The sequence below is a fragment of the Cupriavidus sp. GW821-FHT07C08 genome (genome assembly GCF_059419025.1).
Genome location: NZ_JBWKQZ010000019.1, coordinates 37,878 through 62,318, shown reverse-complemented (window position 1 = coordinate 62,318; position 24,441 = coordinate 37,878). Strand labels below are relative to the sequence as shown.

Below are 24,441 nucleotides of genomic sequence, written 5' to 3'. Positions count from 1 at the left end.
TAATTCAGGCCCCAGGTGACAAACATGCCCGAGCGCTCGGAACTCGCCAATTTGATCTTCGGCCGTCTTTCATGGGAGGCCGTCCCGCTGCATGAACCCATCCTGCTCGGCACCTTCCTCGTGGTGGTGCTCGGCGGGGGCGCATTGGTCGCGGCGCTTACCTACTACCGTCTCTGGGGTTACCTGTGGCGGGAATGGTTCACCAGCATCGACCACAAGAAGATCGGCATCATGTATGTGATCCTGGGCATCGTGATGCTGCTGCGCGGCTTTGCCGATGCGGTCATGATGCGCATCCAGCAGGCCGTCGCGTTCGGCGACAACCTTGGCTACCTGCCGCCGCACCACTACGACCAGATCTTTACCGCGCACGGCGTGATCATGATCTTCTTCGTGGCCATGCCGCTGGTCACGGGGTTGATGAACTTCGTCATGCCGCTGCAGATCGGCGCCCGCGACGTGGCCTTTCCGTTCCTGAACAACTTCAGCTTCTGGATGACCACGGGCGGTGCCATCCTGGTCATGATGTCGCTGTTCGTGGGCGAGTTCGCGCGCACCGGCTGGCTGGCCTATCCGCCGTTGTCCGGCATCATCCACAGCCCTGACGTCGGCGTCGACTACTACATCTGGGCGCTGCAGGTGGCCGGGGTAGGGACCTTGCTATCCGGGATCAACCTGCTTGTGACCATCGTCAAGATGCGGGCGCCCGGCATGACGCTGATGCGCATGCCGATCTTCACCTGGACCGCGCTGTGCACCAACGTGCTGATCATCGCCGCGTTCCCGGTGCTGACCGCGGCGCTGGCACTGCTTGCGCTGGACCGCTACGCCGGCACCAATTTCTTCACCACCGAGCAGGGCGGCAGCGCCATGATGTACGTGAACCTGATCTGGATATGGGGCCATCCGGAGGTGTACATCCTTGTGCTTCCCGTGTTCGGGGTGTTCTCGGAAGTGGTCGCCACCTTCTGCCGCAAGCGCCTGTTCGGGTACGCGTCGATGGTCTACGCCACGGTGGTGATCACCGTGCTGTCGTACCTGGTCTGGCTGCACCATTTCTTCACGATGGGATCGGGCGCCAGCGTCAATTCGTTCTTTGGCATCACCACCATGATCATCTCGATCCCGACCGGTGCCAAGATCTTCAACTGGCTGTTCACGATGTACCACGGCAAGATCCGCTTCGAGCCCCCGATGCTCTGGACCATCGGCTTCATGGTCACGTTCGTGATCGGCGGCATGACCGGCGTGCTGCTGGCGGTGCCGCCCGCTGACTTCTCCTTGCACAACAGCCTGTTCCTGATCGCGCATTTCCACAACGTGATCATCGGCGGCGTGCTGTTCGGCCTGATGGCAGGCATTACCTACTGGTTCCCGAAGGCATTTGGCTATCGCCTGGTCTCGTCCTGGGGCAAGGCATCGTTCTGGTTCTGGCTGGTCGGCTTCTACTTTGCGTTCATGCCGCTGTACTGGCTCGGGCTGCATGGGGTGACCCGGCGCATGAGCCATTTCGAGGATGCAACCTACCAGGCCTGGTTCCAGCTGGCTGCGTTCGGCGCCTTGCTGATCGCCATCGGCATCGCCTGCTTCCTGGTCCAGCTGGTAGTCAGCTTCATCCACCGCGAGGAGCTTCGCGACCTGACCGGCGATCCGTGGAACGGCCGCACGCTCGAATGGTCGACGTCGTCCCCGCCGCCGCAGTACAACTTTGCCTTTACGCCGGTGGTGCACGACACCGACGCCTGGTGGCACATGAAGCAGAATGGCTACGCGCGGCCGCAGCAGGGCTTTATTCCGATCCACATGCCGAAGAACACCGCGGCCGGCATCGTGCTCGCGGGGTTCTCCACGCTCTGCGGCTTTGCGCTGATCTGGCACATCTGGTGGCTCGCGGCGGCAGCGTTCGCGGCGACGATCATCGGCGCGATCATCCATACGTTCAACTACCAGCGCGACTATTACCTCCCGGCCGATCTGGTGGTCCAGACCGAGGCGGCGCGCACACAACGGATGGCAGGCCATGGCTGACACGACCTTTCCCAACCATGTGAGCGGCACCGCCGCCGCGGACACGGCCCCGCCGGGCGGCTACCAGTTCTACCTGCCCGAAGACCATCACCCGCAGAACGGGACGCTGCTCGGGTTCTGGCTTTACCTGATGAGCGACTGCCTGGTATTCGCGTGCCTGTTCGCCGCGTATGGCGTGCTGGGCCGGGAGTATGCGGGGGGACCGAGCGGGGCAGAGCTGTTCGAGCTGCCGCTGGTGGCGCTGAACACCTCGTTCCTGCTGCTGTCGTCGATCACCTACGGCTTTGCCATGCTGCAGATGCAGCAGAACCGCATCGCCGGCACCCAGATCTGGCTGGCCATCACGGGGGTCTTCGGCGCGGGGTTCCTGGCGGTCGAGCTTTATGAGTTCGCGCACCTGGTCCATGAGGGCGCAGGGCCGCAGCGCAGTGCGTTCCTGACCTCGTTCTTCGCGCTCGTCGGCACCCACGGGCTGCACGTGACGTGCGGCATCATCTGGCTGACCGTGCTGATGACCCAGGTGGCGCAGCACGGGCTGATCACGGCCAACAAGCGCAGGCTGATGTGCCTGTCGATGTTCTGGCACTTTCTCGACGTCGTCTGGATCGGCGTCTTTACCTTCGTCTACCTGATGGGAGCGTTGCCATGAGCGCGCACGACGAAACGCTGGACAGCCACGGACACAGCCATGGACATGACGAGGAAGTGGGGCCGCACGCCACGCTGGGCGGCTATCTGACGGGCTTCGTGCTGTCCGTCTTCCTGACCGCCATCCCGTTCTGGCTGGTGATGGGAAAGGTGTTCGACAAGTCGTCCACCACCGCCATCGTCATCCTGCTGATCGGCGCCGTGCAGATCGTGGTGCACATGATCTACTTCCTGCACATGAACGCCAGGTCGGAGGGCGGCTGGAACATGCTGTCGCTGATGTTCACGCTGGTGCTGGTGGTGATCACGCTGACAGGTTCGCTATGGGTGATGTTCCACCTGAACAGCAACATGATGCCGACCCTGCAGCATGAGCGCACGACAGACGCCGGCACGGCGATCGTGCCGCCCAGGACCAAGTAGGCACGGGCCCGCGGCGGCGGGAATGGATTCCCGCCTCGTTCCCGTTCACGGGGCCTGGCATGCGCGCAACGCGCCTGGTCGCGACCCTGTGCCTGGCGCTGCTTTCCGTGCCGGCTTGCGCGCAGCAGCTGGCCGTGGAGGTCGAGAACTTCAGCACGCCAGGCCCTTGTGCGGAAGAAGACAATGTCTCGTTCGCCCTGTCCGCCGCCGCGGTTGGCAGGTTCCGGATCCAGGCATTGCATCCCCCCTACGTCAACGCCATCCGCATTGACAGCTCCGCGCCGGATTTCTCCGGGTGCAACTTCGGCAAGACGCCTCACCCGACTGATCCGCGCCATGTCTTCGTGCCGCGCACGGTCATCCTTCATGACGACAGGAACATTGCCATTGTCGGCATCACGTTCGCCAGCTTCTGGCGGCCACATCGGGTCCCGGTCACGGTAGCGGGCAGGGCCGATGCCGGCTTTCACCTGATCCAGGTGTTCCGGAAAGCTGGCCGGACGCGTACCGAGGTCCTGGTGCTCTATCCCGCCGATGGCTACTGGCGGGCGAAACCGTTGCCAGCCCGCCATCTGGGTGTCAATGCGTATGGCTCTTCGTTCCTGCTGGGGCCGGTAGAGCAGGAAGGGCGCCCGGTGGTCAACATCGCGCGGATAGAAATCGAGCCGCAGGCCCTGGCCTTCAGGCTGCATTTCACGGAAGGAGGCCAGGCAACGGTCACGATCACTGAAATCAGCGACATCCGTACGGCGCTCGATGTCCGGTTTCTGCCGGCCCATGACGCCAGACGTCCGTTTGCAATGCTGCGTTCCATGTATGTTGCCGACGACAACGCAGACGCGAGCGAAGTCACCTGGACCACCGGGCCGGCTGGTGAGGCCATCAGGAAGCCGGTGATGGCCGTCACTTCAATCCAGGCGACCGCGGTGCGATTCGGCCGTACGGTCCGGTCGCGTCACAACACCAGCGCCCCCGATTTGATGTTCGACGCCTTCGAGGCGGCTGCGGCGGAGGGCACGGCGCCAACGGGAAAGAGGCCGGACTGAGTCGATTGCGGCACCTCACGACACGCCAATATATTCATGTCGACAATAAAAAATACGACTGCTATGATTGGGCGCACGATAGCCTGAGCTGGTAGAAATCGCTTGCCGCACAGTGGTGCGGGCTGGCAGCACTTTTCAGGCTGGGAAATAGTCGAGAGAACATGGGGACGACGATGTCATCACTGAAAAAGCTGCTCGCCATCACATTGTGCGCCGGGGCAATCATTGCCCTGGGCGCACCGGGGCCCGTGCAGGCACAGGAAGCCTGGCCCGCGCGCCCGATTCAAATGATCGTTCCGTCGTCTCCCGGGTCGGGAACCGACGCGCTGGCGCGGGCCATGGCGCAACGCCTTTCCGAATCGCTGAAGCAGGCTGTGGTCGTGGAGAACCGGCCGGGCGGCAGCGGGGTGATCGGGACCAATGCCGTTCTCAAGGCGGCGCCGGACGGCTACACGATTCTCTACACAACGGCATCCAACATGGTGGTTGCGCCGGCTGTCATGAAGTCCGTATCCCAGGAGGCAAGGAAGAGCCTCGTGCCGATCGCGCAGACAGCCGCGGGTGGGGTGTTGCTGCTGGTGAGCCCGGACCTGCCGGTGCACGACTTGCCAGGACTCATCGAGCTGGTGAAGGCGAATCCGGACAAGTACAGCTATGGCAGCTGGGCCACCGGCTCGTCCGCGCACTTGACGATGGAATGGCTGAAGAAGCAGACCGGCATGAAGACCGAGCACGTCGCGTATCGGACATCCAGTCAACTGCTCACCGAGCTTTCTTCGGGGGTGCTGAAGATCGGCTGGACTGATCCCAGCGTGGCGGTTCCGTTCCTGCGCTCGGGGAAGGTGCGTGGCATTGCCATTGTCGGCAACGTGCGCTCGCCACAGCTTGCCAACGTCAAGACGATGAGCGAACAGGGCTACAAGTTCAATACGGTGGGATGGTTCGGCATGTTCGCGCCGGCCGGAACCAGTCCGGCGATCGTGAAGCGGCTGGCCGATGAGGCCAACAAGGTGCAGGCATTGCCGGAGATCGCGGCGCTGATGAAGAGACTGAACTTCGAGCCACCTCCGGTAAAGACCTCCGCGCAGTTGGGCGAGATCGTCCGGAACGATCTGCAAGTCTGGACGAAGATCGCCAACGACGCAGGGATCAAGGTCGACGAATAGGAGCTGGCGCCCCTGCGCCAGCGGATCCTTGTCACAAGAAGGAAAGTTCAAGGCGTGCAAGGTTAAGCGGAACATCGCGCCTTGCCACATGATTCAATCGTCGCGAAAGACACTCAGACATCAACCGATCCACTGCGTCACCAAACCGGTTGTCCTTTGGCGAATTCAAGCGGCGATCCGCACGTGAACGGTCATATTCGATAGAGCACAGGAGACGACATGGCAAAACTCGTTAAGTTTTATGAAACAGGCGGACCCGACGTCCTTCGTTTTGAGGATGGCAGCGTTGGTGAGCCCGGACCGGGGGAGGTCCGCGTCCGCCACGTGGCGGCAGGCCTGAACTTTGCCGATACCTACTTCCGCAGCGGCACTTACAAGGTTCCGCTGCCCAGCGGCATCGGCAACGAGGCCGCTGGCGTGATCGAGGCCGTCGGTGCCGGCGTTAGCCATCTGGCGGTCGGCGACCGTGTGACCTATACGGGATTTACCAACACGCTGGGCGCCTACAGCACGGACCGGCTGATCTCTGCCGATCCGCTGATCAAGCTGCCTGAGGCCATCAGTTGCGAAGTCGCCGCGGCCATGACCATGCGGGGCTTGTCAGCGGCCTACCTGATGCGCCGAATCTACCCCTTCAAGGCGGGCGACTCCATCCTGCTGCATGCCGCGGCAGGTGGTGTTGGCCTGATTGTTTCGCAGTGGGCCAAATTGCTGGGGCTGACGGTGATCGGCACGGTTTCCACCGATGCCAAGGCCGAAGTGGCGCGCGCCCACGGCTGTGACCACACCATCAACTACAGCCATGAGGACGTGGCCAAGCGCGTGCGGGAACTGACGGACGGCGTGGGCGTAAACGTGGTCTTCGACAGCGTGGGCAAGGACACCTTCATGTCCTCGCTGGACTCCCTCAAGCGCCGCGGCCTGCTGGTGTGCGTGGGTTTCGCCTCCGGCCCGGTCAACGGGTTCGATCCGGCAATTCTGGCCCGCAAAGGCTCGGCATTCCTGACGCGCCCGGGCCTGGCCGACTATATCGCCGATCCTGCCGAGAAGGCGGAACTGGTCGGCGAGCTGTTCGGCCACGTGGCGGCCGGCCGCATCCGCATCGGGATCAATCAGCGCTATGCCCTGGAGGATGCAGTGCAGGCACACCGGGACCTGGAGTCTCGAAAGACCACCGGCTCGTCGATTTTCGTGATCTGACAGCACGAAGCAGCGCTCTCATCCAATTCGACATTCTCAAGATTCGCATCTCAACCCGGAGATCCATCAACATGAACTTCCTTGACGGCCACCTGTATCCCGAGAACCAGCAGCCTCTGATCATCACCGCCGCTCCCTATGCGCCGGGCTGGATCCCGTCAGATTTTCCGGAAGATATCCCTGTCACCATGGCGGATCAGATCCAGAAGGCGGTGGATTGCTACGAAGCCGGTGCGAGAGTGCTGCATCTGCACGTGCGCGAAGAGGACGGCAAGGGCAGCAAGCGCCTGTCCAAGTTCAATGAGCTGATCGCCGGCGTGCGCAAGGCCTGTCCGGAAATGGTCATCCAGGTGGGAGGCTCTATCAGCTTCGCGCCTGAAGAGGGCCAGGGCGCCAAATGGCTTAGCGATGACACGCGGCATATGCTGGCCGAACTCGATCCCAAGCCCGACCAGGTCACGGTGACCGTCAACACCTCGCAGATGAATGTGACGGAGCATGCTGGTGTGGATGATTTCAAGGGACTGTCGCGAGGGTTCGCGCACCTCTACGATACCTACAAGGACATGGTCGTGCCCTCGAATCCCAGCTGGTTCGAGGAGCACGTTCGACGTCTGACCGCCGCCGGAATCCAGAGTGAGTTTCAGTGCTACAACATCAACAGCTTTGAAACGATTGAGCGGATGATTCGCCGCGGCGTCTACAAGGGCCCGCTGGTGATGAACTGGGTGGCGATCAGCGGAGGCATGGATCAGGCGAACATCTACAACCTGGCAAACATCCTGCGAGCTGTGCCGGACGGAGCCGTGGTAACGGTGGAGAGTTCGGTGCTGAATGTGCTTCCCATCAATATGATCGGCATGGCCTTGGGCCTGCATGTGCGGTGTGGCATCGAGGACGTACTCTGGAACCAGACCCGCACGGGAAAGATGAGCACCGTCGAGCAGATCAAGCAACTGGTGCGTATCGCCGGCGAATTTGGTCGCCCCATCGCGACGGCGCAGCAGACCCGGGAGATCTTGCAGCTTGGGGTCTTCTATGACACGGTGGAAGAGACGCTTCAGAAGAATGGCTTCGCACCCAATCGTAACGGTGGCCACCAGGGCTTCCTGCGCAAGGCCGAATGCATGTAAAGAGCCCTTGGCGGAACTGACGGCCGGGCAGCCTGGACCCACCAGGTAAGTGCCGAAGGCGGGACCCGCGACGGTATGCGTCCCGTTTTCGCCTTGCTGCCGTGGACCCTCAAGACCTCGATTGCCGTGTGGCCGATACTGCGAGCAGGGTTTTCCCTCTGTTTGCGCGAATCGACAACAACTTGTCGTGATCGGTCAAGCCGGTTGACGTGGAGCGATCCGAGAATGGAGAAAAGACGGCAATCAAGAGGTACAGACATGAGGAAGCGGACCAAAAACTTATGGTGGCGCGGATACGCCTTGGCGATCGGAGTTGGTGTCGTCGGCGGGATGCCCGTGGCCCAGGCCCAGGAGGATTGGCCAAGCAAGCCGATCCGCCTGGTGGTGGGAGGGCCTGCCGGCGGCAGCGCCGACGCTTTGGCGCGGCTGCTGGCGGAAGGCCTGCAGAAGGCATGGAGCAAGCCGGTTATCGTAGAAAACAAGCCTGGTGCCGCCGGTGCGCTGGCGATCAGCGATTTGCAGGCCACCGGCAAGGATGGTCATACCCTTCTGGTCATCCAGGGCGGCGTGGTGAGCGAAGCGCCGTTGGCCTACAAGGTCCATTACAAGCCCTTTGCCGACCTGAAGCCCCTGGCCCAGGTCAGCCGCACGGGGTTGGTGCTGGTTGCCAACAAGGATGTGCCTGTCTCCAACCTGAAGCAGTTGGTGGACTACGGCAAATCGCAGAAGGACGGCCTGGTTTTCGCGTCTTACGCTGCGGGGTTGAGGGGCCACACCTCGGGCATTCTGCTCGGGCAACTCACCCATGTGCCAATGCGGCATGTTGGCTACAAGGGCTCGCCTCCGGCATTGAACGACCTGATGGGCGGCCACGTGCCGCTGATGTTCGATGGCGTGACTACCTCATTGCCGTTGATCAAGGCGGGCAAGATCAAAGCGATTGCGGTGGCCTATCCAAGCCGAATTTCCGCATTGGCGGATGTGCCTACGTTCAAGGAGCTCGGCTACCCGCAGCTGGCGCAGGCAGGCTGGTTCGCCGTGTGGTCGCGCCCGGATGTCGCTCCGGCAGTCCAGCAAAAAATCCGCGAGGCGACGCTGGCGTACTTCAAGCAACCCGCAGTGCAGAACCGCGTCAAGGATATGGGCATGGAGCAGGGGAATGCCGTCACCTCGGAAGAGATGATGGCGGAGCTGAAGCAGGCATACCAGCAACAGGCCGCGTTGCTGAAGTCCATTAACTACCAGCCAGAGTAATACGGCAGTCACCTGGCCGCGCAGCTGGCTGGGTGACTACCGTTGCGGCAGGCCCTGGTCAAGCCCGATCACGAGCGTTTGCGCATGAACGCTTCGGCCCGCGGCCACTCGCCATAGCCAGAAGCGGGGTTCAGATGCCCGACCGATCACGTCGATCTTTCAGTAAGTCGCGTCACCGATGATGGCGGTGCGCTCCATCTTCCGGTGGCACGGTGGGTAATCCATCACTGCGTAGTGCTGGGTTGAACGGTTGTCCCAGAACGCAACGCTGTTCTTCTTCCAGCGGAAACGCACCTGGTATTCGGGGATGGTGGCCTGGCTGACCAGGTAGTTCAGCAAATTGCTGGCACCCGGCGCCTTGTCCAGCCCGAAGCGGACGTTGTCGGGCACGTTGTAATTGGTGAAGTGCGTCGTAAAGCTTCCGTTGACGAACAGGATCTTCTCTCCGGTTTCAGGATGGGTGCGCACAACCGGGTGCTCGGCATCCGGGTACTGAGCCTTCAGTGCAAGACGCTTTTCGATCGGCATGGCGGCACCGAAGCTGGCCTCGATGCCGTGGCGCGCGCGCAATGCGGCGATCTTCGTCTTGATCTCCTCGGGCAACTGGTTATAGGCCTCGACCATGTTGACCCACATCGTGTCGCCGCCCACGGGCGGGCACTCGATACAGCGCAGCACGCAGCCTAGCGGTGGCTTTTCGCGCCAGGTGGCATCGGTATGCCAGGAATTCTCGTTGCGATCGGGAGGGCTGTCCGGGGTCTTGTAAATCTGAACCAGTCCCGGGTAATCGGGATGGCTGCCCACCACCGGATGGTCCTCCAGCTCGCCAAAGCGGCGTGCAAAGGCCACGTGCTGCGCGCGCGTGATGTCCTGGTCGCGGAAGAACAGCACGCGATGCTTCAGGAGCAGGGCACGGATTTCCGCCATCTGTTGGTCGTCTTCGGCAGCCGCACCGAGGTTGACGTTGCTGAGCTCCGCACCGATCGTGCAAGTGACTTGCTCGACCTGGATCGAATTGCCCAGAGAGGTTGCGCGGACCACTGCGGGTGCCGCTTTGAGGCGCTGAATCATGAACGCTGTCTCCTATTGTCGATTACGCCGATGGATGCTTGCGAGTCTGGATGTGACGGGTTTCTCCCGCTTGACAGTACATGACTGGGATTTATCATTCCATGTCAATGTTCTACTCTGACCGCCAATGTCGTCACTAGTCCGCGCTGCGGCCCTCACCAACTACAGCGAGGTCGCTCGAGCCGCCGGACTGGACCCGGTGCGGATGCTCCTTGACGCGGGGTTAAGTCCGAGCGTGCTGCACGAGCCGGACCTCATGATTCCGGTGGAGCGTGTCGGACGGCTGCTGCAGGCGTCAGCAACCCTGTCTGGCAACGAGAGTTTCGGACTGTGCATGGCCGAGTCGCGGCTGTTGTCGAATCTTGGGGCCGTAGGATTGCTGATCCGCGACCAGGCAACGCTGCGCGACTCGCTTCGCATGCTGATGCGCTATCAGGCGTTGCTCAACGGTGCGCTGTCACTGGCGGTAGAGGAGTGCGGCGAACTGGTCATTATTCGCGAGGCGGTCATCGCTGGCAGTGCACATCAGCCCACGCGCCAAAGGGTTGAACTGGCGCTGGGGGTAATGGTGCGGCTGATACGCCAGCTTCTCAAGCCCGACTGGGAGCCGCGGCGCGTATGCTTCGAGCACCCGGCGCCGCGCGACCTTAGCACGCACCATCGGTTTTTTGGCCCTTGCGTCGAGTTCGACTATGACTTCAACTGCATCATCTGCGCGAAGGCCGATCTCGATGCACGCAACCCGTCTGCCGATCCGGCCATGGCGCGCTACGCGCAGCAGCTGATAGACGCGTCTGTCATGTCGCAGCAGGCGACCATGCTTGAGGACGTGCGGCGCATTGTCCTGCTGCTGTTGCCCAGCGGACGTTGCAGCATCGAGCAGGTGGCGGACCACCTGGGCGTGGTGTGCCGCACGGTCCAGCGCCGGCTGGCGGAAGAGGGGCAGAGCTTCTCGTCGATCGTCAACGACATCCGCACGGAACTCGCCGCGCGTCATGTCATCGAAAGCGATCGCCCGTTGACCGAGGTGGCGACGCTACTCGGTTTTTCCGCGCCGAGCGGATTTTCGCGCTGGTATCACGCGCAATTTGGCTGCAGCCCCAAGGAGAGCCGGGCCACACGCGGCACAGTGCGCCGAAAGACGACTGCTTAGCCTGCACCGGCCGCAATGCCACGCCCGGCCATCCGCCCGATACGCCACGTAAGGTAAGATCTTGGACGCTGCGAGCGGTGCAGCGCCGATCGAGGGCAACACCCGACCGGTTCCCCAATAATCGGAAGGATTTACCCCTCATGGGCAGACTCAAGACTACCAACACGCCAGAACTGCAGTTGCTGCTTGCGCCGCAAACACCGCAGAATCCGGTCACGCTGGCGGTCGAGCAGGCGCTTATGCATGGACGCGACTGGTCGGCATCCGTTGCTGACCAGATTGCGGTGCGGCTGGCGGGACTGATTACGATCGACGTGATCCACGCGGGACAACGCCTGCTTGAGAAGGACATCAGCGAGGTCCTGGAGGTCAGCCGTGCCCCAGTGCGCGAGGCCTTGCGCATCCTGGAGCGGGAGCGGCTGATCGAGTTCCGCGCGCGGCGCGGCGCCATTGTCACCGAGCCCAATGCCCAGGATCTGCGGGATATCTACGTCGTGCGGGATGCACTGTTTGCCATTCTGCTCAGGCAGCTGATGGAAGAGCGCGCGGACGCGCTTGATGCGCTGTTCGAGCAATTCATGCCGCGGCTCGGCAAGGCCGTCGAGGAATCCGTGGACGCCTATATCAGCGTGACCTTCCTGGCGAACATGGCCATGGCAGACCTGTCGAGCAACCGGCTGGTCGGGGAGCTGCTGAACTCCATCTCGCTGCGGGTCCTGCGCTATGTGCGGCTGGGGCTCGCCTCCCGTCCCGGGTCGCTGGAGAATTCCTTCAAGACCTGGCGTGCCCTGCAGCGCGCCGTAACCAGGCGGGATATCGATGCGGTCCTGGAGACCGCGCACAAGCGCATCGGAAACTCCCGCGAAGCCGCCATCCGTGCCCTGGCATCCGGCGTCCAGAAAGGCAAGGCCGGCCCTGCCGGCCACGGCGCTGTGCCAGCCAGCGCTTTCTGAGTCCGCGCGGGCGGGACTGCCCGCTATGGCTCTCCGGTCAAGGGACCCGCGCCCGGCTGGCGAACGCATTCCATTCCCGGAAGACCGTGTCCAGGCAGGACGCCGAATCGCAACGGTCCCGCTTCTTGCGGAACGCTGCAATGTCCGCCTCAGTGATTGCCCGCGCCTTGAGCAGACGCTGCTGGTCGGCGTAGATGCGCTGGTAGCCCATGGAAAACAGCGCGGATTCGCAGATCAGGCGCTGCGCCTGCGTGGCGCTGGCAGGCGTGGCCGACGGATCGCAGTCGATGTCGGTGGCATGCGCGCTGCTCAGGAATATGAGGCCTGCGGATGCCAGGGTGCGGAGGGCGATGCGGACAATGCGGGTCATGACGGGTTGGGGGGGAGGGCTGACGCTCGAGGCAAAGACGCCGCGTCAGGCGAATAGTAGCGCGCCCCGGGGTGCGGGCCGACAGGTTCACTGCATGCCGGCCCGCGCCGCATTGCTCGGCGGAACCTGCCTGGCTTGCTACATCCGGAACACCACCCCCAGCCAGAAGCTCCGCGGCGCGCCCGGTGCCACGAACAGCGCGCTGGCGGCATCCCCCGGTGCCACATGCGGGCGCACCAGGCTGCCGCCGGGGAACACATCATTCGCGATCTGCCCATAGGTCTCGTAGCGCCGGTCAAAGACATTGGCCACGCGCGCATAGATCTCAAACCGCTTGTTCACCTTGTACGCCGCGCGCAGGTTGAGGGTGGCGTAGCCGGGCACATGCCAGTCGGCGGTCTTCGGCGGCGCGCCCGGTTGCGGGTTGCTGCGCAGGCCGTCTTCGTTGCCGCTGGAGACGGTGCTTGACACCGCCACCAGGTCGGCGCCAAGCGTCAGGCCGGCCAGTGCCTGCCAGTCGAGGCCCAGCTTGAGCGTATGGCGGGGCAGGCCAGCCATGCGCATGCCGGGCCGGATGTCGATGGTGCGTTCGCCGGCGGCAAGCTGGCCGGCGGCCTGGTAGGTGGCCTGGAGATAGCTGTAGGCAAGCCGCAGCGTGACATCGCCCACGCGCTGGCGGGCGGTGAGGTCCAGGCCCTGGTTGCGGGTGCGGTCGAAGTTGGCGAAATAGCCGAGCTGGGTGTTCGGCGCGCGCAGGAAGAGGATGTCGTCGTGATTGTCGATGCGGTAGAGCGACGCGGTGACTTCGGTGTCCTTGCCGCGGTGCCAGCGCACGCCTGCTTCGTAGGAATGTGAGACCACCTGCTTCAGGTAGGGGTCGGCCTGCAGGCCGGCCGGCAGGCGGCAGGGCCGCTCCGGGTCGGCGCAGCCGAGTTCGAGGACGGTGGGCACACGGTTGTTCTGGGCGTAGCCGCCGAACACGGTGACGCCGCCGCCCAGCTTCTGCGAGAGCCCCAGCGCCGGGTTGAGGCGGCGGTAGGTAAAGCTCTCGCGCGGCTGTTCGCTGCCGTCGCTGTTGCGCAGGGTGTTGCTTACCGCGACGTGGTTCCACCTGGCCGAGGCTGTCAGGAAGGTGCTGGGGGTCAGCGACCAGGTGTCGGACAGGTACAGGCCGAGCATGCGCGAGCTGCCGCCGACGCCTGAGAACAGGGCGTTGGGGGCGTCCGGGTCGGCCACGGCGCCGCGGTCGTCGGTGAAGGTGCCGGGCTGGGCGTACTGCGAGTAGGTCAGGCGGCTGCGGTCCAGGGTCAGGCCCGCGTTGAGCAGGTGGTGGTCGGTCTCCCTGGCCATGCTCAGCGCCATGCCGACGGTCTGCTGCCACATATGGGTGGTGTTGATCATGGCGGGATGCAGCGCGGCGCCTTCGGCCCGGGTCATGCCGCAGGCGTCGCCGCGCGGGCTGCCGTCGGGCGCAAAGCCGTCCTCGCAGTCTTCGGCATAGGCCTCGTAGGCGGGGTTGACATCGCCGTTGGTGGTGTCACGGCGGCTGGTGCGCACGTAGGCCAGCGCGGCGGCGCTGGTCTTGTCGTCGAACCAGTGGCGGCCGTTGACCGCGACCTGGGTCAACTGGTTGCGGGTCTGGTCGGGGTAGGTGTACACGGCGCGGCGGTTGGCCTGGTAGAGGTCTGGCAGCGTGCCATTGCCGCTGGCGCGGAAGCTGGGCACCAGCCCGTTGCCGGTTAGCGTGCTGCGGCCGTGCAGCACGGACACGTCCCAGCTGTCAGTGTCGCCCGCATAGCCAGCCTTGGCGAAGACGTTGCCAAGCCGGCCGCCCGACTGGTCGCGCCAGCCATGCTCCTGGAACAGGGTGCCGGCCGCGAATGCGTGCCAGCCGCTGTCGCTGCGCATGCCGCCGGACAGGTCGGCGCGCTTGCGGGCGCCGCTGCCGTAGGACAGGTCGGCCGTGAAGCCGGGCGAGTCCAGCCCGGAACGGGTGGTCATGGCCAGCGCGCCGCCCAGGGTATTGAGGCCGTAGGCCGGGTTGGCGCTGGACACCAGCGACACGCTCGCCAGCGCGGCTTCCGGGATCATGTCCCAGCTGACCACGTCGCCGAAGGGCTCGTTGACGCGGATGCCGTCCAGGTAGACCGACAGGCCCTGCGGCACGCCCGGAATGGACGAGGCACGGAAGCCGCGGTAGGTGATGTCGGTCTGGAACGGGCTGCCCTGGATGTCGTTGACGTTGACGCCGGCCAGGTTGCGGGACAGGTACTCGGCCAGGTTGCCGGCGCGCGACCGGTCCAGGTCGTCGCCGCGCACGGTCTGCACGGTGTAGGGCACCAGGTCGCTGTCCACGCCGATGCCTGGCAGCGGCGCGGCGGCCACCACCAGGACTTCCGGCAGCGTGGCGCTGTCCTGGTTTGGGACAGCGGTGTCCTGCTGCGCAACAGCGGGCCGCTGGGCCATCATCAGGGCGACCGCCACGGCAATCGCGGTGGCGGCGCCGCGGCTGGCCCTGCCGCGGCAAGCCACGGTGTCGCGCGGCGCCTGCCCTGGCGGTGCGGGGCGCGGGTTGGCTGGCATGTTCCGTCTCCTCCGGATAAGCGGTGCGATACCTGCATTGGGTAGCGCTTGCCCGGAGCTGAGCAGGTTTCATACCTTGGGCCTCGCACCGGCGGATCGGGATGCCGCTACGGCGCGTTCGCATGCGCCGCGGCGTGGTGGGACTGCGCCTGTCACAAAACAGGACAGCTGCGGGCACGAGCAGCGGGCCGGTGCTCCACCATGGGACAGTCGTGCGCGGCGCACCGCACAAGGCACGGCCTGGCCGCAGCGTCCGGGAGTGCGTCCGGCGCGGCCAGGCAACGCCTGGCATGGAGCGCGGCCCCATGCTGCGCTGCACATGGTATCGGCCTTGCTCTGTTCACCCGCATCAACACTCTGCCTGGTGCCCAGCCATGTTCCGCCGCCTCGGTCGCTGCCTTGCCTGCCTGCTGTTGCCGTGCCTCGGCCTGGTCCATGCGGGCGCCGCGCTGGCCGAGGGCGCGCACGGGTATCCGTCGCGGCCGATCACGCTGGTGGTGCCCTGGCCAGCGGGCGGCGCCACCGATATCTCCATGCGCATCCTGGCGGAGCTGGCCGGGCGTGAGCTGGGGCAGCCGATCGTGGTGGAGAACCGGCCGGGCGCCGGGGGCACGCTGGTGGGCGGCTTGCTTGCCGCGGCGCGCCCAGACGGCTACACCATCGGCCAGCTGCCGCTGACGGTGTATCGCTTCCCGCATCAGCAGAAGACCGCCTGGCAGCCGCTGCGCGACATCCAGCCGGTGCTGATGATCTCGGGCTATACCTTCGGCATCGTGGTGCCCGCAGACAGCCCGTTGCGCTCGCTGCGCGACCTGATTGCCTGGGGCCGCGCGCATCCGGGCGAGCTGACCGTGGGTTCCACCGGCATCGGCACCACCGCCCATCTGGCGATGGAGGACGTGCTCGGGCGCAGCGGCGTGCGCTATATCCACGTGCCGTATCACGGCACCGCTGACCAGATGCTGGCGGTGGCCAACGGTTCGCTGATGGCGGGGGTCAATTCCACCGGCTTCGCGCCCTTCGTTGAGACCGGCAAGCTGCGCCTGCTGGCCGTGTTCAGCGCGCAGCGCTCACCGCGCTGGCCTGAGGTGCCGACGGTAAGCGAGCTGGGCTTTGCCGATGCGGTTCATAACTCGCCCTACGGCATCGGCGTGCCGCGTGGCACCGATCCGGCAATCGTCGGCCGCCTGCATGACGCGTTCCGCGCCGCGATGCAGCAGCCGCGCCACGTTGCGGAACTGGCCCGGTACGACCAGGAGCTGACTTACCTGAATACCGCGCAATACGATGCCTTCCTGCGCCATGCGTGGGAGACCGAGCGGACCTTTGCCGGGCGCGTGGGCACGGCGCGGCCCCGGGGGCAGCTGTGATGGCCATGCAGGCACCACCGGCGCTGTGCTGCGACGCCGTGCGCAAGGCCTTCGGCAGCCGCGTGGCCCTGGACGGGGTCTCGCTCAGCGTGCGGCGCGGCGAGTTCGTGGCACTGCTCGGGCCCAACGGGGCGGGCAAGACCACGCTGTTCCAGATCCTCAGCGGCCTGTTCGTGGCCGATGCGGGGCAGGTCACGGTCATGGGCAGCGACATGCGGCGCGATCCGGTGCGCGCGCTGGCACGGCTGGGCATCGTGTTCCAGCAGCCGGCCATCGACCTGGACCTGCCGGTGCTGGCCAACCTGCGCTTTCACGCGGACCTGCACGGGCTGCCGCGCCGAGTGGCGGCGCCGCGCATCGCCCGGCTGCTCGATGACTTCGGGCTGGCGGCGCGTGCGCGCGCACCGGTGCGCGAGCTTTCTGGCGGCAACCGGCGCAAGGTGGAACTGGCGCGCGCGCTGCTGCATGAACCGGCCATGCTGCTGCTGGACGAGCCGACGGTGGGGCTGGACCCGGCCTCGCGCGCGCAGCTGGTGGCCGATGCGCGGCGCCTGACGGCGCGGGCGCAGGCTGGCGTGCTTTGGGCCACCCACCTGGTGCAGGAGGTGGAGCACGCCGACCGCGTGATCGTGCTGGACCGCGGCATGGTGCGTTTCGACGGCACCCCGGCCGCACTGCGCGGCGCCGCGGCGTGCGACACCCTGGAGGGCGCCTTCCTGGCCATGACGCCGCCGGCCCCTGTCACTGACCTGTCCGCGAGGCGCGTACCCGCATGAACAAGATGCCATCCCCCGTCTGGTTTGCCTTTGCCTTGCTGCTGGTTACGACGCTGCTGGTTGCCGCCGGCCTGGCCGAAGGCGCGCAGGGCGGCGCCGCGCCCCCCGTCGGCCAGGCTACCAACCAGGTCTTTGTCTCGAGCGAGAAGGACGATGCCCTCGCCGTCTTCGATGCCCGCAGCCGGCAGCTGGTCGCGGTATGGCGGCAGTGCAAGCGGCCGCGCCACCTGCAGCTGTCACCCGACCGCACGCGCCTGTACGTGGCCTGTAGCGACGACAACCGGGTGGATGTGGTCGATGTGGCCAGCCGCAAGACCGTGGCATCGCTGCCGGTGGGGGACGATCCGGAGTTGTTCGATCTCAGCCAGGACGGCCGCACGCTCTATGTCTCGAATGAAGAGGACGGGCTGCTGTCGGCCTACGACACGGCTTCAGGCAAGCGCGTGTTCGCGGTCAGGGTGGGCGAGGAGCCGGAGGGCGTCAGGGTCAGCGCCGACGGCAGGCATGTGTACGTGACCTCGGAGGTGGCCAACCTGGTCCATGTCATCGACGTGGCCACGCGCAAGGTGATCCGCAATATCCAGGTCGGCAACCGGCCGCGGCGGCTGCTGCTGGTGCGCGACGGCAAGGAGCTGTGGGTGTCCAACGAACTGTCGGCCAGCGTCAGCGTGATCCGTACCGATACCTTCGAGGTGGCCCAGACCATCGCCTTCGCGCCCCGGGGCTTTCGCGCCGAGGACGTGACCCCGGTGGGCATGGCGGCCAGCGGCGACGGCACGCGCGCCTATATCGGTCTGGGCCGCGCCAACCATGTCGCGGTGGTCGAGGTGGCGTCGCGCCGGGTGCAGGACTATGTGCTGGTCGGCCGCCGCGCATGGGGGCTGGCGCTGAGCCGCGACAACGCGCGGCTTTATGTCGCCAACGGCCTGTCCGACGATGTCAGCGTGGTGGACACCGCCAGCCGCAAGGCGGTGGCCACGCTCAAGGCGGGCCGGGTGCCGCATTCGGTGGCGATCGATGACTGAGCGCTCGCGTGCGTGGTGGCAGTGGTGGCGTGCCGGGTTGGGTGCCATGGCGCTGGCGTGGCTGCCTGCCGCGGTGCACGCTGCCGAGGTGCGCGTGGCGGTCGTGTCGCAGGCCGACGACGCGCGCTATGCGCCCCGGCGCCTGGCGCAGCGCTATCCCGGCCAGCCGCAGGGCCGTGCGCTCGACGGCGCCCAGGTGGCGGCCGCGGAAGCGCGCGTGGCGCTCGAGGCCGCGGGTCAGTCGCTCAGGCTGGAAGCCCAGGAAGCCCGCACTGAAGCCGAGGTGGCCCCGCTGGTCGCGGCGCTGGCGCGGCAGGGCACGCGCTATATCCTGCTGGACCTGCCGTCGGCGTCGGTCAGGGCGGCCGCGGGCGCGGTCAGGCCGGGCGAGGCCTTGTTGTTCAATGTGTCGGCCGATGACGACGCGTTGCGCGGCGCCGGCTGCGCGCCGGTGCTGCTGCACACGCTGCCCAGCCTGCGCATGCGCGCGGATGCGCTGATGCAGTACCTGGTATTGCGCAAATGGCTCCGCGCCTTGCTGCTGAGCGGCCCGTCCGCGGCCGATGCGGCGCAGCGCGACGCGCTGGTGACGTCGGCGCGGCGCTTTGGCATTGCCTGGTCGGCGCAGCGCGCCTTCAGGCTGTCCAACGACCCGCGTGAGCGCGACCAGGCCAACCTCGGCCTGCTGACCGGCGGCGTGGACTATGACGTGGTGGTGGTGGCCGATGCCGACGGCGAGTTCGCCCGCGGCGTGCCCTACGCCACGCTGCTGCCGCGCCCGGTGGTGGGCGCCAGCGGGCTGGGCGCGCAGGCGTGGCACTGGGCCTGGGAGCGCAATGGCGGGCCGCAGCTCAACCGGCGCTTCATGCGCGCGGCGGGCCGTCCGATGACCGGCTACGACTGGGCTGCCTGGGTGGCGGTCAAGGCCATCGCCGAGAGCGTGGCGCGCCTGCCCAGGGCCGGGTTTGCCGGACAGGCGCAGGCGCTTGCCGCCGGGCAGGTGGTGGTGGACGGCTTCAAGGGGCCGCCACTGTCGTTCCGCCGCTGGGACCGCCAGCTGCGCCAGCCGGTGTTGCTGGCCCACCCTGACGGCGTGGTCGGCATGGCCCCGGTGGAAGGCGTGCTGCATCCGAAGAACAACCTCGACACCCTGGGCGCCGATGAAGCCGACACGGCGTGCCGGGCCCCATCCGCGTAGCACACCCATGGCCTCCATCCTGATCCATCGCTGGCGCGCGCTGCGCGCGGTTTGCGGGCGCGAGCTGCGCAAGTACCTGCGCCAGCCCGGGCGCCTGCTGTCGTCGCTGGTGCGCCCGCTGCTGTGGCTGCTCGTGTTTGCCGCGGGCTTTCAGAACGCGCTGGGCGTCGCCATCGCGCCGCCCTACGACACCTACATCGAATACAAGGTCTACGTGGCGCCCGGACTGCTGGGCATGATCGCGCTGTTCAACGGCATGCAGTCGTCGCTGGCCATGGTGTACGACCGCGAGATGGGCGTGATGCGGCTGCTGCTGACCGCGCCGCTGCCGCGGGGCTGGCTGCTGGCCTGCAAGCTGGCGGCGGGCACGGTGCTGTCGCTGCTGCAGATGGCCGCGTTCCTGCTGGTGGCGATGGCCTTCGGCATCCGCTTCGAGTCCCTGCACCTGCTGGCGGCGACAGGCGCCATGGCGCTGGCCGCGCTGATGCTGGGCGCGCTGGGCCTGCTGCTGTCGGTCCATGTGCGCCAGCTCGAGAACTTTGCCGGCACCATGAACTTCGTGATCTTCCCGATGTTCTTCATCAGCTCGGCGCTGTATCCGCTGTGGAAGCTGCAGGAGTCGGGCGCGGAGGTGGTGTACCAGCTGGCCCGCTTCAATCCCTTCACCCACGCGGTCGAGGCGATCCGCTTTGCGCTGTACGGGCAGGTGGCGCCGCTGAGCCTGGCGGTGGTGGCGGGCAGCGCGGTGGTGTTCTTCGCGCTGGCGCTGCAGGGCTACGACCCGCAGCGCGGCATGGCGCGCCGGGGGCAGCAGGCATGAGGCGCCGGACGCGGGGCATGGTCCTGCTGATGGCGGCCGCACTGGGCATGGCCAGCCCGGCGGTAGCGGCTGCCGGGGCAGCGGGCGCCGTCATCGCGCACAGCGATCCGCTGCAGTCGCCGCAATGGGACTGGATCCACAAGGAGCTGCTGCAGATGGGGCCGGTGGTGTTCGACAGCCGCGTCAGCGTGACCGGGCCGGCGTTTGCGGAAGACCCCATGCGCGTGCCGATCGCCTTCGATGCCTCGGCGCTGGGCGAAGTGGATCGCATCGTGGTGGCGGTGGACCGCAACCCGATCCGCGAGGTGCTGGCGTTCGAACCGCTGCGGGTGCGCCCTTCGCTGTCGTTCCGCTTCAAGCTGGAACAGGCATCGCCGGTGCGGGTGGCGGCGCGCACGCGCGACGGCACTTGGCATGTCGGCAGCGTGCTGGTCGATGCCGGCGGCGGGGGCTGCACGGTGCCCGGCGCCACGCGCCGCGACGGCAGCTGGAGCCGCACGCTCAACCGCGTGGACGCGCGCGTGTTCCCGGGCTTCGGCGGGGCCGCGGCACGCGTGCGGCTGCGCGTGATGCATCCGATGGATACCGGCCTGGCGGCGGGCATCCCGGCGTTCCATATCGAGACCCTGGTCCTGGCCGACGCGGCCCGGCAGCCGCTGCTGCGACTGACGCTGCATGAGCCGGTTGCCGAGAACCCGATTTTCTCCTTCGACCTGCGCGATGCCGTGCCGCCGGGCATGACGGTGGCCGGCCACGACAACAACGGCAACCGCATCGCGGCGCGGGTATCGCCATGAAGCGACGATTGCTACTGTGGTTGCTGCTATGCCTGGCGGGCCAGCCCGTGCCGGCGGCATTCGCCCAGCAGGCCGCGCTGCAGCCTCCTGACTACCGCCTGGCCCCGCGCGAGATCGCCGCGGGCGTGTGGCTGCTGGAAGGCGCCAATGCCGACTTCGCGCCCGGCAACGGCTGCAACATCATCAATACGGCGTTTATCGACACCGGCGACGGGGTGGTGGTGATCAACACCGGCCCGTCGCGGCTGTATGGCGAGCAGCAGCGCAAGGCGATTGCATCGGTCACGGCCGCCCCGGTGCGGCTGGTGCTGAACCTGAACCTGCATCCCGACTATTTCTTCGGCAACCAGGCCTATGCCGATGTTGGCGGCAGCGCCCTGGCCGGCACCATCGACGGGGCGCGGCGCGAGGGCGCCGCTTATGCCGACAACCTCTACCGCCTGTGCGGCGACTGGATGCGCGGCACCGAGCCCGCGCCGGCTGCCCACGCGCTGGCGCCGGGCCGCCGCACGATCGGGCGCCATACGCTGGAGCTGGTGCGCCTGGACGGCCATACCGGCGACGACCTGGTGGTGCTGGACCACAGCGCGGGCGTGGTCTTTGCCGGCGGGCTGGTGTTCCGGCAACGCATTCCGACCACGCCGCACGCGGATATCGGCCGCTGGCTGGCCAGCCTGGACCGGCTGCAGGCGCTGCTGGCCGACAGCGGGGCGCGCGTGCTGGTCCCCAGCCACGGGCCAGTGCCTGCGGCCGGCGGCGGCGCAGAGGCCATCGCGCAGACGCGCGGCTACCTGCAATGGCTGGACACGCGCCTGCGCGAGGCCGCGGCGCAGGGGCGGGACCTGGCCGAGGTCATGGCGATGCCGGTGCCGCAGCCCTACGCGCACTGGGCCGCGATGCCCGCGGAGTACCTGCGCAACGTCGGCCATCTCTACCCGGCGCGCGAGGAAGCCGCGCTTGGGCACTGACGCCGGCCAGCCGTGGCGGGCTGTTCAATTCTGGAGCAGCTGCAACGCAGTGTTGCGCGCTGGCACGGCTGCCATCACGCAGCGGGGCCGCAACCGGCGTGCTGGTGCGGGGATGCGACTGGCATGGGAATTGCCAAAGGCATGTCTGGTGTGTGGCGCAGTGGCGCACCAGGGAAACCCAAAACAAGAGAGGAGATGGCAATGAGGACGTTACGAGTAGTGATGGCGGTTGCGGCTGCCGCGGCCAGTCTGGCCGCGCAGGCGGCAGTGACCGATGCCATGATCGAGAACGACGCAAAGAGCCCCGGCGATGTGTTGTCGTGGGGCATGGGCCCGCAAGGCCAGCGCTATTCCACGCTGTCGCGCATCAATACGAAGAACGTCGGGCAGCTGGTGCCGGCGTGGTCGTTCTCGTTTGGCGGCGAGAAGCAGCGCGGGCAGGAATCGCAGCCGCTGATCCATGACGGCAAGATGTTCGTGACGGCCTCGTATTCGCGCATCTACGCGCTGGACCTGAAGACCGGACGCAAGCTCTGGAAGTATGAGCACCGGCTGCCCGAAGGCATCATGCCGTGCTGCGACGTGGTGAACCGCGGTGCGGCACTCTACGACAACCTGGTGATCTTCGGCACGCTCGATGCGCAGCTGGTGGCGCTGGACCAGAAGACCGGCAAGGTGGTGTGGAAGGAGAAGCTGGAGGACTACGCCGCCGGCTATTCGTACACGGCGGCGCCCATGATCGTCAAGGGCATGGTGCTGACCGGCATCTCGGGCGGCGAGTTCGGCGTGGTGGGCCGGGTCGAGGCGCGCGATGCCAAAACCGGGCAGCTGGTGTGGTCGCGGCCGGTGGTGGAAGGCCATATGGGCTACAAGTACGACAAGGACGGCAACAAGACCGAGAACGGCGTGACCGGCACCACCAACGCGAGCTGGCCGGGCGAGACCTGGAAGACCGGCGGCGCCGCCACCTGGCTGGGCGGCACCTATGATCCGGCCACCGGGCTGGTGTACTTCGGCACCGGCAATCCGGGCCCCTGGAACAGCCATATCCGCAAGGGCGACAACCTCTACTCGGCCTCGACGGTGGCGCTGGATCCCGCCACCGGCAAGATCGTCTGGCACTACCAGAACACCCCGAACGACGGCTGGGATTTCGATGGCGTCAATGAGTTCGTGACCTTCGACCTGGACGGCAAGCGCATGGGCGGCAAGGCCGACCGCAATGGCTTCTTCTATGTCAACGACGCGGCCAGCGGCAAGCTGGTCAACGCCTTCCCCTTCGTCAAGAAAATCACCTGGGCCACCGGCATCGACCTGAAGAGCGGCCGCCCCAACTACATCGCCGAAGGCCGCCCCGGTGACCCCGCCGCCGGCAGCGACGAGAAGAAGGGCAAGTCCGTGTTTGCCGCGCCGGGCTTCCTTGGCGGCAAGAACCAGCAGCCGATGGCCTACAGCCCGCAGACCGGCCTGTTCTACGTGCCCGCCAACGAGTGGGGCATGGATATCTGGAACGAGCCCATCAGCTACAAGAAGGGTGCTGCCTTCCTGGGCGCGGGCTTCACCATCCGTCCGCTGAACGAGGACTATATCGGCACGCTGCGGGCCATCAACCCCAAGAGCGGCAAGATCATGTGGGAGGTCAAGAACAGCGCGCCGCTGTGGGGCGGGGTGATGACCACCGCCGGCGGGCTGGTGTTCTGGGGCACGCCGGAAGGCTACCTGAAGGCGGCCGACGCCAGGACCGGCAAGGAGCTGTGGCAGTTCCAGACCGGCAGCGGCGTGGTGGCGCCCCCGGTCACCTGGGAAGAGAACGGCGAGCAGTACGTGGCCGTGGTGTCCGGCTGGGGCGGCGCGGTGCCGCTGTGGGGCGGCGAGGTGGCCAAGCGTGTGAACTTCCTGGAGCAGGGCGGCTCGGTGTGGGTGTTCAAGCTGCACAAGAGCTGAGCCGGCGGGAGGTGACACGGTCCGGCGCACGCGCGCATCGCATCATGGGTGCGCGGCGTGCGCCGGGCGCGGTTGCAACAGGACGAAACGGGTCGAAATGGGACGAAGAGGGACACAGGTATGAAGAAGGAATGGATGGCGCTGGCGGTGGTTTCGGCGCTGCTGCCGGGCGCGGCACTGGCCGGCACGGCAGCCGACATGCAGGCCCTGGCCGACAAGAGCGGCTGCTTTTCCTGCCATGGCATGCAGTCAAAGCTGGTGGGGCCAGGGTTTGCCGAGGTGGCCGCCAAGTACAAGGGCGACAGCCAGGCGGCGGAGCGGCTGGCAAAGAAGATCCGCGAAGGCGGCAAGGGCGTGTGGGGGCGGATTCCGATGCCGCCGCATGGCAGCCTTGGCGAGGATGACGCGAAGAAGCTGGCGGAGTGGGTGTTGAGTGCCAGCTGAGGCCGGCGACTGTCTTGACGATGCCGGCTTGCCGGCAAGGTACCCCGGCTGGCGCCTGCCATGCCGGGGTC

The 24,441-nt window shown here is 66.3% G+C and carries 22 protein-coding genes; 19 read left to right on the top strand and 3 right to left on the bottom strand.

What is annotated here, in order from left to right; translation table 11 throughout:
- Positions 1-24: 24 nt before the first annotated feature.
- From cyoB to AC07UK_RS22760, 8 genes are all read left to right on the top strand, one after another.
- Positions 25-2,028 (top strand): cytochrome o ubiquinol oxidase subunit I, encoded by a 2,004-nt coding sequence (gene cyoB / locus AC07UK_RS22795; protein WP_436223669.1) that lies wholly within the window; start codon positions 25-27, stop codon positions 2,026-2,028.
- A complete protein-coding gene (gene cyoC / locus AC07UK_RS22790) occupies positions 2,021-2,677 on the top strand; it encodes a cytochrome o ubiquinol oxidase subunit III (RefSeq protein WP_436223668.1) in 657 nt (218 codons plus the stop codon). The genes cyoB and cyoC overlap by 8 nt, the downstream gene beginning before the upstream one ends.
- Positions 2,674-3,099, top strand: coding sequence for a cytochrome o ubiquinol oxidase subunit IV (gene cyoD, locus AC07UK_RS22785; RefSeq protein WP_436223667.1), 426 nt, complete (start codon positions 2,674-2,676; stop codon positions 3,097-3,099). The genes cyoC and cyoD overlap by 4 nt, the downstream gene beginning before the upstream one ends.
- A 59-nt stretch (positions 3,100-3,158) precedes the next feature.
- Positions 3,159-4,145 carry a hypothetical protein gene (locus AC07UK_RS22780; RefSeq protein ID WP_494686304.1) on the top strand — a complete coding sequence of 329 codons (987 nt, stop codon included), beginning with the start codon at positions 3,159-3,161 and terminating at the stop codon, positions 4,143-4,145.
- A gap of 173 nt (positions 4,146-4,318) precedes the next feature.
- Complete coding sequence (locus AC07UK_RS22775; RefSeq protein WP_436225314.1) at positions 4,319-5,311, top strand: Bug family tripartite tricarboxylate transporter substrate binding protein; 993 nt, start codon at positions 4,319-4,321, stop codon at positions 5,309-5,311.
- Between the two features lie 219 nt (positions 5,312-5,530).
- Complete coding sequence (locus AC07UK_RS22770; protein WP_436223665.1) at positions 5,531-6,511, top strand: quinone oxidoreductase family protein; 981 nt, start codon at positions 5,531-5,533, stop codon at positions 6,509-6,511.
- Positions 6,512-6,582: 71 nt separating this feature from the next.
- On the top strand, positions 6,583-7,644 hold the full coding sequence (locus AC07UK_RS22765; protein ID WP_010809758.1) for a beta-keto acid cleavage family enzyme: 1,062 nt from the start codon (positions 6,583-6,585) through the stop codon (positions 7,642-7,644).
- Between the two features lie 258 nt (positions 7,645-7,902).
- Entirely contained in the window at positions 7,903-8,898 is a 996-nt protein-coding gene (locus AC07UK_RS22760; RefSeq protein WP_494686303.1) for a Bug family tripartite tricarboxylate transporter substrate binding protein, read from the top strand.
- Positions 8,899-9,057: 159 nt separating this feature from the next.
- On the opposite strand, the gene AC07UK_RS22755 is transcribed toward AC07UK_RS22760, so the two are convergent.
- Positions 9,058-9,969, bottom strand: a complete 912-nt coding sequence (locus tag AC07UK_RS22755; protein ID WP_436223663.1) for a TauD/TfdA dioxygenase family protein — start codon at positions 9,967-9,969, stop codon at positions 9,058-9,060.
- Positions 9,970-10,096: 127 nt separating this feature from the next.
- Here AC07UK_RS22755 and AC07UK_RS22750 point away from each other — a divergent pair, with 127 nt between their 5' ends.
- Together AC07UK_RS22750 and AC07UK_RS22745 are read left to right on the top strand one after the other, a co-directional pair.
- On the top strand, positions 10,097-11,122 hold the full coding sequence (locus AC07UK_RS22750) for an AraC family transcriptional regulator (protein ID WP_436223662.1): 1,026 nt from the start codon (positions 10,097-10,099) through the stop codon (positions 11,120-11,122).
- Between the two features lie 179 nt (positions 11,123-11,301).
- Complete coding sequence (locus AC07UK_RS22745) at positions 11,302-12,075, top strand: GntR family transcriptional regulator (RefSeq protein WP_436223661.1); 774 nt, start codon at positions 11,302-11,304, stop codon at positions 12,073-12,075.
- Between the two features lie 37 nt (positions 12,076-12,112).
- Here AC07UK_RS22745 and AC07UK_RS22740 read toward each other — a convergent pair whose 3' ends face one another.
- Positions 12,113-12,445 carry a hypothetical protein gene (locus AC07UK_RS22740; protein ID WP_436223660.1) on the bottom strand — a complete coding sequence of 111 codons (333 nt, stop codon included), beginning with the start codon at positions 12,443-12,445 and terminating at the stop codon, positions 12,113-12,115.
- Between the two features lie 138 nt (positions 12,446-12,583).
- Complete coding sequence (locus AC07UK_RS22735) at positions 12,584-15,028, bottom strand: TonB-dependent receptor (RefSeq protein WP_436223659.1); 2,445 nt, start codon at positions 15,026-15,028, stop codon at positions 12,584-12,586.
- 374 nt (positions 15,029-15,402) lie between these two features.
- Between AC07UK_RS22735 and AC07UK_RS22730 the strand changes: the two genes are divergently transcribed.
- The 9 genes from AC07UK_RS22730 to AC07UK_RS22690 all read left to right on the top strand — a co-directional run bounded on the left by AC07UK_RS22730 (position 15,403) and on the right by AC07UK_RS22690 (position 24,370).
- Entirely contained in the window at positions 15,403-16,398 is a 996-nt protein-coding gene (locus AC07UK_RS22730) for a tripartite tricarboxylate transporter substrate binding protein (RefSeq protein WP_436223658.1), read from the top strand.
- Positions 16,398-17,174: an ABC transporter ATP-binding protein gene (locus AC07UK_RS22725; protein ID WP_436223657.1), complete on the top strand. Its 777-nt coding sequence runs from the start codon at positions 16,398-16,400 to the stop codon at positions 17,172-17,174. Before AC07UK_RS22730 ends, AC07UK_RS22725 begins: the two co-directional genes overlap by 1 nt.
- On the top strand, positions 17,171-18,199 hold the full coding sequence (locus AC07UK_RS22720; protein WP_436223656.1) for a PQQ-dependent catabolism-associated beta-propeller protein: 1,029 nt from the start codon (positions 17,171-17,173) through the stop codon (positions 18,197-18,199). Before AC07UK_RS22725 ends, AC07UK_RS22720 begins: the two co-directional genes overlap by 4 nt.
- Positions 18,192-19,397: a type 1 periplasmic-binding domain-containing protein gene (locus tag AC07UK_RS22715; protein WP_436223655.1), complete on the top strand. Its 1,206-nt coding sequence runs from the start codon at positions 18,192-18,194 to the stop codon at positions 19,395-19,397. Before AC07UK_RS22720 ends, AC07UK_RS22715 begins: the two co-directional genes overlap by 8 nt.
- Before the next feature lie 7 nt (positions 19,398-19,404).
- Positions 19,405-20,217 (top strand): ABC transporter permease, encoded by an 813-nt coding sequence (locus AC07UK_RS22710; RefSeq protein WP_436223654.1) that lies wholly within the window; start codon positions 19,405-19,407, stop codon positions 20,215-20,217.
- Between the two features lie 17 nt (positions 20,218-20,234).
- Positions 20,235-21,014: a quinoprotein dehydrogenase-associated SoxYZ-like carrier gene (locus tag AC07UK_RS22705; RefSeq protein WP_436223653.1), complete on the top strand. Its 780-nt coding sequence runs from the start codon at positions 20,235-20,237 to the stop codon at positions 21,012-21,014.
- Complete coding sequence (locus AC07UK_RS22700) at positions 21,011-21,982, top strand: quinoprotein relay system zinc metallohydrolase 1 (protein WP_436223652.1); 972 nt, start codon at positions 21,011-21,013, stop codon at positions 21,980-21,982. The genes AC07UK_RS22705 and AC07UK_RS22700 overlap by 4 nt, the downstream gene beginning before the upstream one ends.
- A gap of 201 nt (positions 21,983-22,183) precedes the next feature.
- Entirely contained in the window at positions 22,184-23,926 is a 1,743-nt protein-coding gene (locus tag AC07UK_RS22695) for a PQQ-dependent methanol/ethanol family dehydrogenase (protein WP_436223651.1), read from the top strand.
- A 120-nt stretch (positions 23,927-24,046) separates the two neighbouring features.
- A complete protein-coding gene (locus AC07UK_RS22690) occupies positions 24,047-24,370 on the top strand; it encodes a c-type cytochrome (RefSeq protein ID WP_013952685.1) in 324 nt (107 codons plus the stop codon).
- The last annotated feature ends 71 nt before the right edge of the window (positions 24,371-24,441 follow it).